The sequence below is a fragment of the Streptomyces sp. TLI_146 genome (assembly GCF_002846415.1).
In the GTDB taxonomy this organism is placed as follows: Bacteria; Actinomycetota; Actinomycetes; order Streptomycetales; family Streptomycetaceae; genus Streptomyces.
Genome location: NZ_PJMX01000001.1, coordinates 5,058,515 through 5,073,436 on the forward strand (window position 1 = coordinate 5,058,515; position 14,922 = coordinate 5,073,436).

At 72.1% G+C, this 14,922-nt stretch carries 10 protein-coding genes and 1 tRNA gene; 9 read left to right on the top strand and 2 right to left on the bottom strand.

The window, feature by feature from the left end; all coding sequences use genetic code 11:
* The first annotated feature begins 30 nt into the window (after nt 1–30).
* The 7 genes from topA to BX283_RS22755 all read left to right on the top strand — a co-directional run bounded on the left by topA (nt 31) and on the right by BX283_RS22755 (nt 11,304).
* Entirely contained in the window at nt 31–2,838 is a 2,808-nt protein-coding gene (gene topA, locus BX283_RS22725; RefSeq protein ID WP_101389370.1) for a type I DNA topoisomerase, read from the top strand.
* 131 nt (nt 2,839–2,969) lie between these two features.
* The gene (gene tmk, locus BX283_RS22730; protein WP_101389371.1) at nt 2,970–6,278 is read left to right on the top strand and encodes a dTMP kinase; all 3,309 of its coding nucleotides are present in this window, start codon (nt 2,970–2,972) and stop codon (nt 6,276–6,278) included.
* A gap of 102 nt (nt 6,279–6,380) precedes the next feature.
* Nucleotides 6,381–7,586 carry a DNA polymerase III subunit delta' gene (locus tag BX283_RS22735; protein WP_101389372.1) on the top strand — a complete coding sequence of 402 codons (1,206 nt, stop codon included), beginning with the start codon at nt 6,381–6,383 and terminating at the stop codon, nt 7,584–7,586.
* Nucleotides 7,587–7,834: 248 nt separating this feature from the next.
* The gene (locus tag BX283_RS22740) at nt 7,835–9,385 is read left to right on the top strand and encodes an alpha/beta hydrolase (RefSeq protein WP_101389373.1); all 1,551 of its coding nucleotides are present in this window, start codon (nt 7,835–7,837) and stop codon (nt 9,383–9,385) included.
* Nucleotides 9,386–9,481: 96 nt separating this feature from the next.
* Nucleotides 9,482–9,555, top strand: a tRNA-Thr gene (locus tag BX283_RS22745).
* Between the two features lie 197 nt (nt 9,556–9,752).
* Entirely contained in the window at nt 9,753–10,541 is a 789-nt protein-coding gene (locus BX283_RS22750) for a GntR family transcriptional regulator (protein WP_101392523.1), read from the top strand.
* Between the two features lie 4 nt (nt 10,542–10,545).
* On the top strand, nt 10,546–11,304 hold the full coding sequence (locus BX283_RS22755) for a glycosyltransferase (protein ID WP_101389374.1): 759 nt from the start codon (nt 10,546–10,548) through the stop codon (nt 11,302–11,304).
* 16 nt (nt 11,305–11,320) lie between these two features.
* Here the strand turns inward: BX283_RS22755 and BX283_RS22760 are convergent, their stop codons facing one another.
* Together BX283_RS22760 and BX283_RS22765 are read right to left on the bottom strand one after the other, a co-directional pair.
* The gene (locus BX283_RS22760; protein ID WP_101389375.1) at nt 11,321–12,244 is read right to left on the bottom strand and encodes an FkbM family methyltransferase; all 924 of its coding nucleotides are present in this window, start codon (nt 12,242–12,244) and stop codon (nt 11,321–11,323) included.
* Nucleotides 12,245–12,332: 88 nt separating this feature from the next.
* On the bottom strand, nt 12,333–13,571 hold the full coding sequence (locus BX283_RS22765; protein WP_101389376.1) for an amidohydrolase family protein: 1,239 nt from the start codon (nt 13,569–13,571) through the stop codon (nt 12,333–12,335).
* 179 nt (nt 13,572–13,750) lie between these two features.
* Between BX283_RS22765 and BX283_RS22770 the strand changes: the two genes are divergently transcribed.
* Both BX283_RS22770 and BX283_RS22775 read left to right on the top strand, forming a co-directional pair.
* Complete coding sequence (locus BX283_RS22770) at nt 13,751–14,200, top strand: DoxX family membrane protein (RefSeq protein ID WP_101389377.1); 450 nt, start codon at nt 13,751–13,753, stop codon at nt 14,198–14,200.
* Nucleotides 14,201–14,372: 172 nt separating this feature from the next.
* Nucleotides 14,373–14,876: a hypothetical protein gene (locus BX283_RS22775; protein WP_143676447.1), complete on the top strand. Its 504-nt coding sequence runs from the start codon at nt 14,373–14,375 to the stop codon at nt 14,874–14,876.
* Nucleotides 14,877–14,922: the final 46 nt, after the last annotated feature.

Here is a 14,922-nt window from a genome sequence, read left to right on the forward strand (position 1 = left end):
CCCGAGTGCCGACCGGAGAGAAGAGCGAAGTTGTCCCCGACCAGCGAGACCGCAAAGGGCGGCCGCCGACTCGTCATCGTCGAGTCTCCTGCCAAGGCGAAGACGATCAAGGGCTACCTGGGCCCCGGTTATGTCGTCGAGGCGAGCGTCGGGCACATCCGCGACCTCCCGAACGGCGCCGCCGAGGTGCCCGACAAGTACACCGGCGAGGTGCGCCGCCTCGGTGTGGACGTCGAACACGACTTCCAGCCGATCTACGTCGTCAACGCCGACAAGAAGGCCCAGGTCAGGAAGCTCAAGGAGCTGCTGGCCGAGTCCGACGAACTCTTCCTCGCCACCGATGAGGACCGCGAGGGCGAAGCCATCGCGTGGCACCTGCAGGAAGTCCTCAAGCCCAAGGTCCCGGTCCACCGGATGGTCTTCCACGAGATCACCAAGGACGCCATCCGGGACGCCGTCGCCAACCCGCGCGAGCTCAACCAGCGCATGGTCGACGCCCAGGAGACCCGCCGCATCCTCGACCGCCTCTACGGCTACGAGGTCTCGCCGGTCCTGTGGAAGAAGGTCATGCCGAGGCTCTCGGCGGGCCGCGTCCAGTCGGTGGCGACCCGGCTCGTGGTGGAGCGGGAACGCGAGCGCATCGCTTTTCGTTCTGCTGAGTACTGGGACCTGACCGGGACGTTCTCCACCGGCCGGGCGGGCGACGCCTCCGACCCGTCCTCGCTGGTGGCACGGCTCGCGACGGTCGACGGCCGCCGAGTGGCACAGGGCCGCGACTTCGGTCCCGACGGACAACTCAAGAGCGACGTCCTCCACCTCGACGAGGCGAACGCCAGGGCGCTGGCGGCCGCCCTCGCCGACTCGGCCTTCGCCGTGCGCTCGGTGGAGTCCAAGCCGTACCGCCGCTCGCCGTACGCCCCGTTCCGTACGACGACGCTCCAGCAGGAGGCCTCCCGCAAGCTCGGCTTCGGGGCCAAGGCCACCATGCAGGTCGCCCAGAAGCTGTACGAGAACGGCTTCATCACCTATATGCGTACGGACTCCACCACGCTCTCCGAGACCGCGGTCTCGGCGGCCCGTGCGCAGGTCACGCAGTTGTACGGCGCCGACTACCTCCCGGAGAAGCCGCGTACGTACGCCGGGAAGGTCAAGAACGCGCAGGAGGCGCACGAGGCGATCCGTCCGTCGGGTGATCGTTTCCGCACTCCGGCGGAGACCGGTCTGACCGGCGACCAGTTCCGGCTCTACGAGCTGATCTGGAAGCGGACCGTCGCCTCCCAGATGAAGGACGCGGTCGGCAACTCCGTCACCGTGAAGATCGCGGGCCGGGCGAGCGACGGGCGGGACGCGGAGTTCACCGCGTCCGGCAAGACGATCACCTTCCACGGCTTCATGAAGGCCTACGTCGAGGGCGCGGACGACCCGAACGCGGAGCTGGACGACCGCGAGCGGCGGCTGCCCCAGGTCGCCGAGGGCGACGCGCTGTCGGCCGAGGAGATCACCGCGGACGGCCACGCCACCAAGCCGCCGGCCCGGTACACCGAGGCCTCGCTGGTCAAGGAGCTGGAAGAGCGCGAGATCGGCCGTCCGTCGACGTACGCGTCGATCATCGGCACGATCCTCGACCGCGGCTACGTCTTCAAGAAGGGCACGGCGCTGGTCCCGTCGTTCCTGAGCTTCGCCGTCGTCAACCTGCTGGAGAAGCACTTCGGCCGGCTCGTCGACTACGACTTCACCGCGCGCATGGAGGACGACCTCGACCGCATCGCGCGGGGCGAGGCGCAGTCGGTGCCGTGGCTGAAGCGCTTCTACTTCGGCGAGGGCGAGGCCGGTGCGGCCGGCACGGCCTCCGACGCCGGGAACGGTGACGGGGACCACCTCGGCGGTCTGAAGGAGCTGGTCACGGACCTCGGCGCGATCGACGCGCGGGAGATCTCCTCGTTCCCCGTGGGGAACGGGATCGTGCTGCGGGTCGGCCGTTACGGGCCGTACATCGAGCGCGGGGAGAAGGACGCCGAGGGCCACCAGCGCGCCGACGTGCCGGAGGACCTGGCGCCCGACGAGCTGACGGTGGAGCACGCGGAGGAGCTGCTGGCCAAGCCGAGCGGCGACTTCGAGCTGGGCACGGACCCGGTGAGCGGCAACCAGATCGTGGCGAAGGACGGCCGCTACGGACCGTACGTCACCGAGATCCTGCCGGAGGGCACCCCGAAGACGGGCAAGAACGCGGTGAAGCCGCGGACGGCCTCGCTCTTCAAGTCGATGGCCCTGGACACGGTCACGCTCGACGACGCCCTGAAGCTGATGTCGCTGCCGCGTGTGGTGGGCACCGACGCCGAGGGCGTCGAGATCACCGCGCAGAACGGGCGGTACGGGCCGTACCTGAAGAAGGGCACGGACTCGCGTTCGCTGGAGTCGGAGGACCAGCTCTTCTCCATCACCCTGGAGGAGGCGCTGGCGATCTACGCGCAGCCGAAGGCGCGCGGACGTGCGGCCGCCAAGCCGCCGCTCAAGGAGCTGGGCACCGACCCGGTCAGCGAGCGGCCGGTCGTCGTGAAGGACGGGCGCTTCGGCCCGTACGTCACGGACGGCGAGACCAACGCGACCCTGCGGACCGGCGACAGCGTGGAGGACATCACGCCGGAGCGCGGCTACGAGCTGCTCGCGGAGAAGCGCGCCAAGGGGCCCGCCAAGAAGACGGCGAAGAAGGCTCCGGCCAAGAAGGCGCCCGCGAAGAAGACCGCGGCGAAGAAGACGGCCGCCAAGAAGACCGCGGCCACGGCCAAGAAGGCTCCGGCCAAGAAGACCGCCGCGAAGAAGACGGCAGCGGCCGAGTAGACGCCGGACAGATACCGAAGGGGCACGGCCGGGGCGATCGCCCCGGCCGTGCCGCGCCTGTGGCGAGCCGATCCCGCCCGTATGTTCGGGCGGCCCCTCGGGGATCTGGGCGCTCCGGATAGGCTGGGCGGATGACGCGAGCCGAGCATCCCCAGAGCTCCGAAGGCGCAGGGACCCCCACGGTCGTGAGCCCCGTCTCCGACGCCCTAGCCGCAGACTCACGCGAGCGTGCCGTACGGGCCCTGTTGCGCATCCCGCCGCTGAGGCGGCTGTGGAGCGCGCAGTTCGTCGGCGGGATCGGCGACGCCCTGGCCGTACTCGTCCTTCTGCTCCTCGCCCTGCAGGCGGCGGTATCCGAGGACGCCCTCGGCGGCGGCTACCGGGGCGCGGCCTTCGCCGTCGCCGCGGTGCTCGGCGCCCGGGTCCTCGCGACGTTCCTGTTCGGGGCGGTGCTGCTCGGACCCGTGTCCGCGCTGACCGCGGCCGGCGGTCCGCTGGACCGGCGCTGGACCATGGTCGGGGCGGACGGCGTACGCGCCGTGCTGCTGATCGTCGCGCCGCTGTGGATCGACTGGACCCCCGACAACGCGCTGGTCTTCCTGCTGGCCACCGTCTTCGTGGCCGGGGCCGCCGAGCGGTTCTGGACGGTGTGCAAGGAGAGCGCGGCGCCCGCGCTGCTGCCCGCGCCGCCGCTGGAGGGCGCCGCCGTGCGCCCGCTGCCGGACCATCTGGACGCGCTGCGGCGCCTGTCGCTGCGTACGACGTTCGCGTCCGTGCCGGTGGCAGCCGCCGCCCTGCTGGTGGCCGCGCTCGTGAGCAAGGGCCTCGGCAAGGGCATCGACTGGTTCTCGCTGCACCAGGCGGCGCTCGGCTCGTATGTGGCGGCCGGGCTGTTCGCCGCGTCCGTCTCCGTGCTGGCGATGCTCGAACTTCCGGACTCCCAGACTCCGCGCGCCCGCTCGCCGCTGGAGGGCCTGCGCAGGCCCTCGACCGGCGCCGGTCCCGACAAGGGGCGTACGGGCGCGGTCCCGCTGCTCGTGCTGGCCTGCGGGGCCGTCGCGGGCGCCGTCGCGTCGGCGGTCGCCGTGGCCGTCCTGCACGCGGCGGACCTCGGCGGCGGGCCCGCGGCGTTCGCGCTGCTGGTCCTCGCGCTGCTCGGTGGCACGGGCGCGGGCATCCGCACCGCGCCCAAGGTCCTGCCCGTGCTCTCCCGGCGGCGGCTGCTCTCGCTCGCCATCGCCGTCACCGGCGTCGCGCTGCTGGCCATGGGCCTGGTGCCGGACACCGCCACGGTCCTGTTCATCGCGCTGCTCGCCGGTGTCGCCGCCGGTGTCGCCGCGAACAGCGGGCACACGCTGGTCGACCAGGAGACCGAGGAGTACCGCCGGGCCCGCACCACCGACCACCTCCAGGCGGTCGTACGGGTCGCGATCGGCCTCGGCGCGATCCTCGCCCCGCTGGTCGCCGCGGCCATCGGCCCGCACCGGCTGGCCGGTGACGGATTCGTCTTCGCGCACGGCGGCGCCGGCTTCACGCTGATGCTGGTCGGCGCGCTGCTGCTGCCGGTCGCCGCGGTCGTCCTGGCCAAGACCGACGACCGCCAGGGCGTGCCGCTCCGGCGCGACCTGCGGGACGCGGTGCGCGGCGCCGACCCGGTCCAGGCCCCGGCCCCGACCGGCTTCTTCATCGCCCTGGAGGGCGGCGACGGCGCCGGCAAGTCCACCCAGGCGCAGGCGCTGGCCGAGTGGATCAGGGCCAAGGGCCACGAGGTCGTGGTGACCCGCGAGCCGGGCGCGACCCCGGTGGGCAAGCGGCTGCGCTCGATCCTGCTCGACGTCTCCAGCGCCGGGCTCTCCAACCGCGCGGAGGCCCTGCTGTACGCGGCGGACCGCGCCGAGCACATCGACTCGCTGGTCCGCCCCGCCCTGGAGCGCGGCGCGATCGTCATCTCGGACCGCTACATCGACTCCTCCGTCGCCTATCAGGGCGCCGGACGCGATCTGTCGCCGACCGAGATCGCCCGGATCAACCGCTGGGCGACCGGCGGTCTCGTACCGAATCTGACGGTGCTGCTCGATGTGGCGCCGGAGACCGCGCGGGAGCGGTTCACGGAGGCGCCGGACCGGCTGGAGTCGGAGCCGCCCGAGTTCCACGCGCGCGTGAGGGCGGGGTTCCTCACCCTGGCGGCCGCCGACCCGTCCCGCTACCTGGTGGTGGACGCGGGCCAGGAGCCCGAGGCGGTCACCACGGTCGTACGCCACCGGCTCGACCAGATGCTGCCGCTCTCCGAGGCCGAGGTGAAGGCCCAGGAGGAGGCGCGCAAGGCGGCTGAGGAGGAGGCCCGGCGCAAGGCCGAGGAAGAGGCCGCGCGCAAGGCCGAGGAGGAGCGCCTGGAGCGCGAGCGCCAGGCGCAGCTCGCCAAGCTGCGCGCCGAGGAGGAGGAGCGCAAGCGGCGCGAGCTGGAGGAGGCGCGCCGCCGCGAGGAGGAGCGCCAGGCGGAGGAGGCCCGGCTGCGGGCCGAGGAGGCCAGGCGCCTCGCCGAGGAGGAGCGCGTACGGCGCGAGGCGGAGGCCAAGGCCGCCGCGGCCGAGCAGGAGCGGCTGCGCAAGCAGGCGGAGGAGCAGGCCAGGCTGCGTGCCGAGGCCGAGGAGCGCCGTCTGGAGAAGCAGCGCAAGGCCGAGGAGGCGCTGCGGCGGGCGGAGGAGGCCCGCCGTCTCGCGGAGGCGGCGAGCGCGGCCGCCGCGGCCGCCGCGACTTCGGCCGCCGCGGCTTCTCCCTCGGCCCCCGCCCGGGGCGCCGAGGACACTTCGGCCACGCGCGCGAAGCGGAAGCCCCAGGCGGAGTCGGCCTCCGAGGTGACGGTGCCCACGCCTGTCGTGAAGCCCGGTGCCCGGCCCGAGGTGAGCCCCGACGAGATCACCCAGGAAGTCCCGGTGCCGGGTACGGAGGGGGCCGAGCCGGGTCCGGCCGCCGCGGAGACCACGGTGCTGCCGCAGGTCCCGGCCGAGGCCGCCGAGACGACGGTGCTGCCGCCCGTACGGGACGCGGACGAGACCACCGTGCTGCCTCCCGTACGGGAGGGGGCGCGGGACGCCGACGAGACGACGGTCCTGCCGCCCGTGCGCGACGGGGGCGGGCAGAGCGCGGCGCACCCGTCGGCGCGGGACGGCGACCGGTTCCCGCCGGGGCTCTTCCGGGACGAGCGGGAGCAGGAGCAGTCCGAGCGGCCCAACGAGCGGACGCGGGAGCTGCCGCAGGTGGACCCCGACCAGCTGGGTGCGGAGCCCGGGGCCGGGGCGGAGCCGAAGCGGGGCCGTCGGCCCCGGCGGCGTTCGGACTGGGCCGAGGAGACCCCGCTGGACGATCTGCCCACGCTCGCCGACGAGCTGCTCGGGCCGCACGCCGACGACGAGGACGACCGCCGGGGCCGCCGCCGCTGACCTGCGGGAAGGCCGCGCCGGACGGGATTGTCCGACCCCTCCCTCACAATGGGGTCGTAGCGGGGACGTACGGGGCGGAACAGAGCGCGGAGGCGGTGACCCATGACGGTGTGGGACGACCTGGTCGGCCAGGACCGGGTGCAGGAGCAGCTGGCCGCTGCCGCGCGCGACGCCGACGCGCAGGTGACCGCGGTCTCGGCGGGCGAGCCCGTCGCGGACGCGTCGAAGATGACGCACGCGTGGCTGTTCACCGGGCCGCCGGGCTCGGGCCGGGCCACGGCCGCGCGCGCGTTCGCCGCGGCGCTCCAGTGCGTCAGCCCGGACCGGGCGCTGGGCGGGCAGCCCGGCTGCGGGTTCTGCGACGGCTGCCACACCACGCTGGTCGGCACGCACGCGGACGTGGAGATCGTCCGCACCGACCTGCTCTCCATCGGCGTCAAGGAGACCCGCGAGCTCGTCCGGCGCGCCCAGCTGTCGCCCGCCGTCGGCCGCTGGCAGGTGATCGTCCTGGAGGACGCGGACCGGCTGACCGAGGGCGCGGGCAACGTGCTCCTGAAGGCCGTGGAGGAGCCCGCGCCGCGCACGGTGTGGCTGCTGTGCGCGCCGTCGCTGGAGGACGTGCTGCCGACGATCCGTTCGCGCTGCCGCCATCTGACGCTGCGCACGCCCCCGGTGGAGGCCGTCGCCGACGTGCTGATCCGCCGTGACGGCATCCCCCCGGAGACCGCGCTCGCCGCCGCCCGCGCCACCCAGGGCCACATCGGCCGGGCCCGCCGTCTGGCCACCGACGACCGCGCGCGTGCCCGCCGCGCCGCCGTGCTGAAGGTGCCGCTGCGGGTCGAGGACGTGGGCGGCTGCCTCAAGGCCGCCCAGGAGCTGGTCGACACGGCCGCCGAGGACGCCAAGCAGCTCGCGGAAGAGGTCGACGTCAAGGAGACCGAGGACCTGAAGGCGGCCCTCGGCGGCCAGGCCGGAGGCCGTATGCCGCGCGGCACCGCCGGGGCGATGAAGGAGCTGGAGGACCGCCAGAAGCGCCGCAAGACGCGTACGCAGCGGGACAGCCTGGACCTCGCCCTCACCGAGCTCACCGGCTTCTACCGCGACGTCCTGGCGCTCCAGCTCGGCTCCCGCATCGCGCTGGCGAACGAGGAGGTACGGGACGCGGTGGACCGCATCGCGCGCGCCTCCGCGCCCGAGGGCACCCTGCGCCGGATAGAGGCGGTCCTGGCCTGCCGCGAGGCACTGGACCGCAATGTGGCGCCGCTGCTCGCGGTGGAGGCGATGACGATGGCGCTGCGGGCGGGCTGAGTCCGCCCGGCTGACACCGGCCGCGCTGACCCGGCCGCGCTGACCCGGCCGGGCTGACACCGGCCGCGCTGACCCGGCCGGGCTGCTCCCACCCCGGCAGCCCCCGTCCCCGGACCACTCGCCCCGCGCCCGGGCCGCTCGCCCCGCCCCCCGCCCCCGGGTCCTCCCGGTTGACCGCCTCACTCGTACGAGCCGTCGTCCACCCACCAACGGGGCACGTGCCGTCACTCCCCGGTTACGCTCCGGGGATGGACTCCAGGCGCCTGCTCCGTTCCTCCGCCCTCGCCGTCGCGACCGCCGGGCTGCTCGCCTCCGGATGCTCGTCCGGCAGCTCGTCCACCACCGCGACGGCGTCCACCACCTCGGCGGCGGGCGCCCAGCAGTCGGCCGTCCTGCGCCCGTACTACCAGCAGAAGCTGACCTGGCGGGCGTGCGGCGTACCGGGCTTCGAGTGCTCCACCATGAAGGCGCCGCTGGACTACGACCAGCCGACCGGCACGTCCATCAACCTGGCGGTCGCCCGCAAGAAGGCCACCGGCCCGGGCAAGCGGATCGGCTCGCTCCTGGTCAACCCGGGCGGCCCGGGCGGCACGGCCGTCGGCTACCTCCAGCAGTACGCGGGCCTCGGCTACCCCGCCCCGATCCGGGCCCGGTACGACATGGTGGCCGTCGACCCGCGCGGGGTGGCCCGCAGCGAGCCCGTCGAATGCCTGACGAGCCAGGAGATGGACGCGTACACCCAGGTCGACCAGACGCCGGACGACGCCGCCGAGAAGGCGGCGCTCGCGACCTCCTTCGAGAACTTCGCGAAGGGCTGCGAGAAGCACTCCGGGAAGGTGCTGCCGCACGTCTCCACCGTCGAGGCGGCCCGTGACATGGACATCCTGCGCCAGCTGCTCGGCGACGAGAAGCTGCATTACTTCGGCGCCTCCTACGGCACGTTCCTGGGTGCGACCTACGCCGAGCTGTTCCCGGACCGCACCGGGCGCCTGGTCCTGGACGGCGCGATGGACCCGTCCCTGCCGGCGCTGGACATGAACCGCGACCAGACGGCGGGCTTCGAGACGGCGTTCCAGTCCTTCGCGGCGGACTGCGTCGGGCGCAAGGAGAAGGACTGCCCGCTGGGCACGACGTCGGTCGCGGACGCGTCGAACCAGCTGAAGAAGTTCTTCGCCGCCCTCGACGCGAAGCCGATCGAGACCGGCGAGACCCGCAAGCTGGGCGAGGCGCTCGCCACGACCGGCGTGATCGCCGCGATGTACGACGAGACGACCTGGCCCGAGCTGCGCACCGGCCTCACGCGCGCGATGCACGGCGACGGCGGGGGCCTGCTGACCCTCGCCGACTCGTACTACGAGCGGGACGCGGAGGGGAAGTACGCGAACCTGATGTACGCCAACGCGGCCGTGAACTGCCTCGACCTGCCCCCCTCCTTCTCCGGCCCCGACGCGGTCGACGCCGCGCTCCCCTCCTTCGAGAAGGCCTCCCCGGTCTTCGGCCAGGGCTTCGCCTGGGCGGCCCTGAACTGCGCGTACTGGCCGGTCAGGGCCACCGGCACCCCGCACCGCATCGAGGCGAAGGGCGCGGCCCCGATCGTGGTGGTCGGCACCACCCGCGACCCGGCCACCCCCTACAAGTGGGCCGAGTCCCTCGCCTCCCAGCTCGCCTCCGGCAGGCTCCTCACGTACGAGGGCGACGGCCACACGGCGTACGGCCGGGGCAGCGACTGCATCGACACCGCGATCAACACGTACCTCCTGGAGGGCACGGCCCCGCCCGCCGACAAGAAGTGCACCTGAGCTGCGAGAGTCCCTCGAACAGGGGTGGTCAGGAGCACCCCCGGAAACTGTGTAGACTTGGCCGCGTTGCTGATCGCACCATGGTGCGGACGGCGCGCCGCCTTAGCTCAGTTGGCCAGAGCAACGCACTCGTAATGCGTAGGTCTCGGGTTCGAATCCCGAAGGCGGCTCTGTGGAAGCCCCAGGACTCACTCGCCGTGACCTGGGGCTTTTGCTTTTGCCGGAGGCGTCGGCGTGCCTGGTGACCCTGGTGACCCACCCGATCGCGGCGGCGATCGCGGGAGCGTGGCGGACGGCTCTCGACTCGTCATGACCTCTTGATGACTCGTATCCTGATCGAGGTCGTACGACGGGGACGGTGAGCACGTTGGCGAAGGTCTACGAGCGGATCGCCGATGAGCTGAGGGAGTCCATCCGGGCGGGTCAGCTGGCTCCGGGGGACCAACTGCCCACGGAGGCGAAGCTGTCCGAGCGATTCGGGCGCAGCGTGCCGACGATCCGGGAGGCCCTGCGTCTCCTGAGGGACGAAGGGCTCGTCGAGAAGCAGCACGGGCGCGGCAACTTCGTACGCCGCCCGCGTACGACGGTGGTGCGCTCGAACGCCCGCCACCAGTGGGAGAAGGACCGGGCGCGCCAGCCGGAGCCCCAGCGGTTGCAGACGGGCGTCACGGAGCATGACACCGGGCTGACGGTCGACGACCTCGTCTTCTACGCGTCGTACCGCGAGGCCAAGGCGGACGCGGAGCTGGCAGAGGCCTTCGGAGTCCCCGAGGGAACGCTTCTCCTCCAGCGCACCTACCGGACCCGGTACAGCGCGGAGACCGCCCCGTTCAGCCTCGTGACCTCGTACCTCGTTCACGATCTCGTCGCCGCCCATCCGGCTCTGCTGGACGAGACCAACGAGCCGTGGCCCGGCGGCACCATGAACCAGCTCTTCACCATCGGCATCGAGCTGGGACGTATGGAGGAGCGTGTCACCGCCCGCCCGCCGACGCCGGAGGAGGCGGAGGAGCTTGAGCTCCCGCCCGGGACGGCTGTCGTGCTGCTCCGGAAGACCTCGTACGACATCGACGACCGGCCTGTGGAGATCTCGTACGTCACGGTGCCCGGCGACCGCACGGAAATGATCTTCAATACTCCCCTGGAAAGGTGGTGACGCCGTGCCCCGGCGCATCATCGTCGTGACCGCTGTGCACCCGCCGTCCGCCACGTTCCTGTCCGAGGCGTACAGGTCGCTCCGCGACCAGGAGCTCCCGGACGGCTGGGAGTGGCACTGGGTCATTCGCGAGGACGGGCGCAGCGAGGAAGTCGCTCCGCATGTCCCCGACGATCCGCGGGTGACCTTCCGGCAGGGGCGCGCGGGCGGCCCCGGCGTGGCGCGCACGATGGCGCTGGCGGACGCGGATGGCGACTACGTCAAGATCCTCGACGCCGACGACCAGCTCGCTCCTGGCGCGCTCGCCCGCGACCTGGCCGTTCTCGAATCCGATCGCGGTATCGGCTGGACGACGTCCCGGGTGCTGGATCTCCTTCCCGACGGCTCGACCCTCGGCTTCGACCAGGACCCGGAAGGCGGGCCGATCGAGCGCGGTGACGTGCTGCGCCACTGGCAGGAGCACGGCTACCGCGCGCAGGTGCACCCGGCGACCCTCTTCGTACGCCGTGATCTCCTCGTCGCGCTCGGCGGGTGGATGGCCCTCCCAGCCTCGGAGGACACGGGGCTGCTGCTCGCCCTGGACGCCGTCAGCCGCGGGTACTTCACGCGCGAGGTCGGCCTCATCTACCGCAAGTGGGAAGGGCAGTCGACCAGCCAGGCGGCCCACACGGACACCGCCGAACGCGATGCGCGCATGGCGGTGGTGGAGGCCAGGGCCCTGGCCCTGTCGCACTTGCAGTGGCACTTCCCGGCGATGGACTGACCAGCGCAGACGGGGTTCAAGGCAGCCTCTCGGCGTCGACGCGCGAGAAGACCAGGTCGCTCTCCGAGTCGACCGGCGCGCGCCACCGCATCGGCACCGCGGCGGGTCCGCTGAGGGCGGCGGGGTAGGACTCCGGGGCGTAGTCGTTGGTCAGGCGGTACGTGTGGAAGCCGTGTTCGCGCATGGTGGTCAGCAGCTCGGTGACGTCGTCGCCGAGCTGCCGCATGCGGTGGGGGGTCACCTCGACGGTGATCTCGGCGTCGGGCCGGAGCTTGTCGAGCAGGGGGGCCAGGCCCCGTACGACGCTTCCCTCCGCGCCCTCCACGTCGATCTTGATCACGCGGGCGTCGGCGACCTCCCGTGGGGCAAGGATCTCGGGCAAGGGGCGCGACTCGATCTCGAATGTGGACTCCGCCGGGCCCTCGTAGGGGACGGTGCTCGTCGCGCCCATGTTCCGCGAGCTGGCCAGGATGAACCGCAGCGTCTGGTTCCGGTCGGAGACAGCGGAGTTGACCGCGCGGATGTTGCCGCAGTCGTTCAGCCGGGCGTGCTGGAGCACCCGGCGATGGAACGTGGGGGAGGCCTCCACGGCCACCACGCGCCCCTCCGCGCCGACCAGGCGTGAGGCGAGCACGCTGTAGTAACCGATGTTGGCGCCGACGTCTATGAAGGTGTCCCCGGGGCGCAGCCGACGCTCCAGCCACCGCGTCATGTGGGGTTCCCAGACGCCGTACATATAGAGGTACCGCTGGATCAGGTCCGTCGTGTCGACGGCGAAGCGTGCGCCGAAGCGGGTGCGGACCACGCGGCGGCGGGGGTGATCCCGTAGTCGTGGGTTCAGGTGGTGCGCGGCGAGCGGGGCCTTGCCGAGGGCTGTGGGGGCGTGGCGCACATAGCCGCGCCCCACGCTGACCAGGGCCTCTGACACCGGATTGCTCATGCGTCCACCTCTCCGCGGGTCTTGCCCTGAACGGTAACGCCGAGGGCGCGCATGCCCCCAGCGTCCGGCCGAGGCGGAACCCGGGGCATCAGGCGGGCGAGCCGGCCCTCCGCTCCCGGTCGAAGGGCAGATCCAGCATGCGGATGGCGTTCCCGCGCAGGAGCTTGTACGCGACGTCCTCCGGCAGTCCCGCGACGTGGTCCTCCGCCACCGACTTCGTGTGCGGCCACGTCGAGTCGACGTGCGGATAGTCGGTCTCGAAGGTGGCGTTGTCGACGCCCACGGTCTCGATCGACGCGATGCCGTGCTTGTCGCGGAAGAAGCAGCAGAAGATCTGCCGGTAGTAGTACGTGGAGGGCGGCTCGGGGATGAGGCCGCGGACCCCGCCCCAGGCGCGGTGCTCCTCCCAGACGTCGTCGGCGCGCTCCAGGGCGTACGGGATCCAGCCCATCTGACCTTCGCTGTACGCGAGTTTGAGGCGCGGGAACTTCACCAGGACACCGGAGAAGAGGAAGTCCATCATCGACGCCATGGCGTTGTTGAAGGACAGCGCGGCCTGCACGGCGGGCGGGGCGTCGGGGGACGCGGCGGGCATCTGGCTGCTGCTCCCGATGTGCATGTTCACCACGGTCCCGGTCTCCTCGCAGGCCGCGAAGAAGGGATCCCAGTAGCCGGAGTGGATCGAGGGCAGGCCGAGGTAGGTGGGGATCTCGGAGAACGTCACGGCCCGTACGCCCCGGGCCGCGTTGCGCCGGATCTCCGCGACGGCGAGGTCGATGTCCCACAGCGGGATGAGACACAGAGGGATCAGCCGCCCCCCGCTGTCCCCGCACCACTCCTCCACCATCCAGTCGTTGTACGCCCGTACGCAGGCCAGAGCCACGTCCTTGTCCTGCGCCTCCGCGAACGTCTGGCCGCAGAACCGGGGGAAGGTGGGGAAGCAGAGGCTGGCCTCGACATGGTTCATGTCCATGTCGGCGAGCCGGGCCTTGGGATCCCAGCAGCCCTGCCGCATCTCCTCCCGGGTGATGCCGTCCAGCGTCATCTCGTCCCGGGAGAACCCTACGGCGGCGATGATCCGCTTGTACGGGAAGAGCAGGCCCTCGTACTCCCACCAGTCGGTGATCTGGCCCGCGGGGTCCGTGGTGAACCGGTACTTCCCGCCGACGTACGCCAGGTCCCCGATCCCGGCGGTGAAGGGCTTCGGCCCCTTGTCGCGGTACTTGCCGGGGAGCCATGTCTCGAAGAGGTGCGCGGGCTCGATCACGTGATCGTCCACGCTGATGACCCGGGGCACGCCACCGGTGCCGATGTCGCCGTTGACCACGCCGTCTACCCCCTACTGCCTGCCGGTTCGACCGACTCGAATCTGACGATCCATCAGATCGAGGCTAGGGGGTCCTTCGCGGGGCGGCAAGGAGCAGCACGGGCCGGACTCTTGCGCGAACACCCGGTCTCACGGTCAACTGACGATCCGTCAGGTCAGTGCGAGGAAGGGGATCCGCCGTGGAGACGGTCTGGCTCAGCGGAGCGGAGTGGTTCGCGGTCCTGCGGATCGGGCTCGGCCTGTGGTGGCTGGAGAGCTGGCGCCACAAGGACAAGAAGACGTGGTTCGCCGGTGGCGGGATCACCTGGGCCGCGGGAATCGCGGACGAGCACCGCTGGCCGTTCGTACGGCGCGGATTCGACCTGGTGGTGAAGCCCCGCCCCAGACTGATGGCGTACGTCGTCGCCTACGCCGAACTGGCACTCGGCCTCGGCCTGGTCTTCGGTTTCCTGACGCCGATCGCGCTCGTGGGCGGGCTGCTGCTGAACCTCGTCTACTTCGTGCTCATGATCCACGACTGGGCGGAGCAGGGGCAGAACCTGATGATGGCGCTCATATCGGTGGTCGGGCTGTTTGCTGTGAGCTGGCAGAGCTGGTCCGTCGATGACGCCTTGGGGCTGTTCACGTAGCGGCGGCTCAGTGGCGGGCGACCGTCGGCCCGCCGTGGCGGCGACGCTTCCTGACCGGATTCAGAGCCGCACTGGTTTGTTGGCGCCGGACCTGTCACCCTGCCGCACGACCGTTGCCCAGGGCGAACAACGGTGCTTGATCACCGTGGTCCGGGAAGACAGGGAGAGGGCGATGAGCGAACCCATTGGCGCTGCGCGACTGGCCACCTCAGCCGCCGAGACCGGCTCGGCCTCGGCGGCCGCACTCAGGCAGGTGCACGCCGCACGTGGCAGAAAGGCCCTGGACCGTGCCGAGGCCGCGTGCCGCCACGCCGGTATCGAAGCGCACGACGCCCGAGCCGTGCCCACGGAGCCTGCCGCGAAGGCGGCGAATGCCCTCCGTCTGTCCGCTCAGGTGCTCGCGGAGCTGGACCGCTCGCCCCTGGACCCGGCAGCGGACGCCCGCTGCGCGAGGAACGCCGCCGCCGCCGCCGCTGTCGCCGCCCAGGTGGCTCGTGACCACGACGGCGCGACCGAGCCCTCCGCGGCCGCCTACCGAGCGGCGCTGAAGGCGTCTGAGGCCGCCATGCGGGCTGCGGGCAGCGAGGGGATGGGCAGGAACGAAGAGCTGAACGCCACCGCGGATGCGGCCGAAGCGGATGCGTCACTCGCTGCTCAAGCGGCGGGCTGGATCTAGAGCCGGAAGGCGACCGACGTAAAGCCCGGCAACGCCGAAGAGGCCG

What these genes read in the sequence shown, in the direction of transcription:
- BX283_RS22735 (WP_101389372.1), top strand. Translation starts at nt 6,381, where the DNA reads ATGACGGTGTGGGACGACCTGGTCGGCCAGGACCGGGTGCAGGAGCAG.
- BX283_RS22740 (WP_101389373.1), top strand. Translation starts at nt 7,835, where the DNA reads ATGGACTCCAGGCGCCTGCTCCGTTCCTCCGCCCTCGCCGTCGCGACC.
- BX283_RS22760 (WP_101389375.1), bottom strand. Translation starts at nt 12,244, where the DNA reads ATGAGCAATCCGGTGTCAGAGGCCCTGGTCAGCGTGGGGCGCGGCTAT.
- BX283_RS22775 (WP_143676447.1), top strand. Translation starts at nt 14,373, where the DNA reads ATGAGCGAACCCATTGGCGCTGCGCGACTGGCCACCTCAGCCGCCGAG.
- tmk (WP_101389371.1), top strand. Translation starts at nt 2,970, where the DNA reads ATGACGCGAGCCGAGCATCCCCAGAGCTCCGAAGGCGCAGGGACCCCC.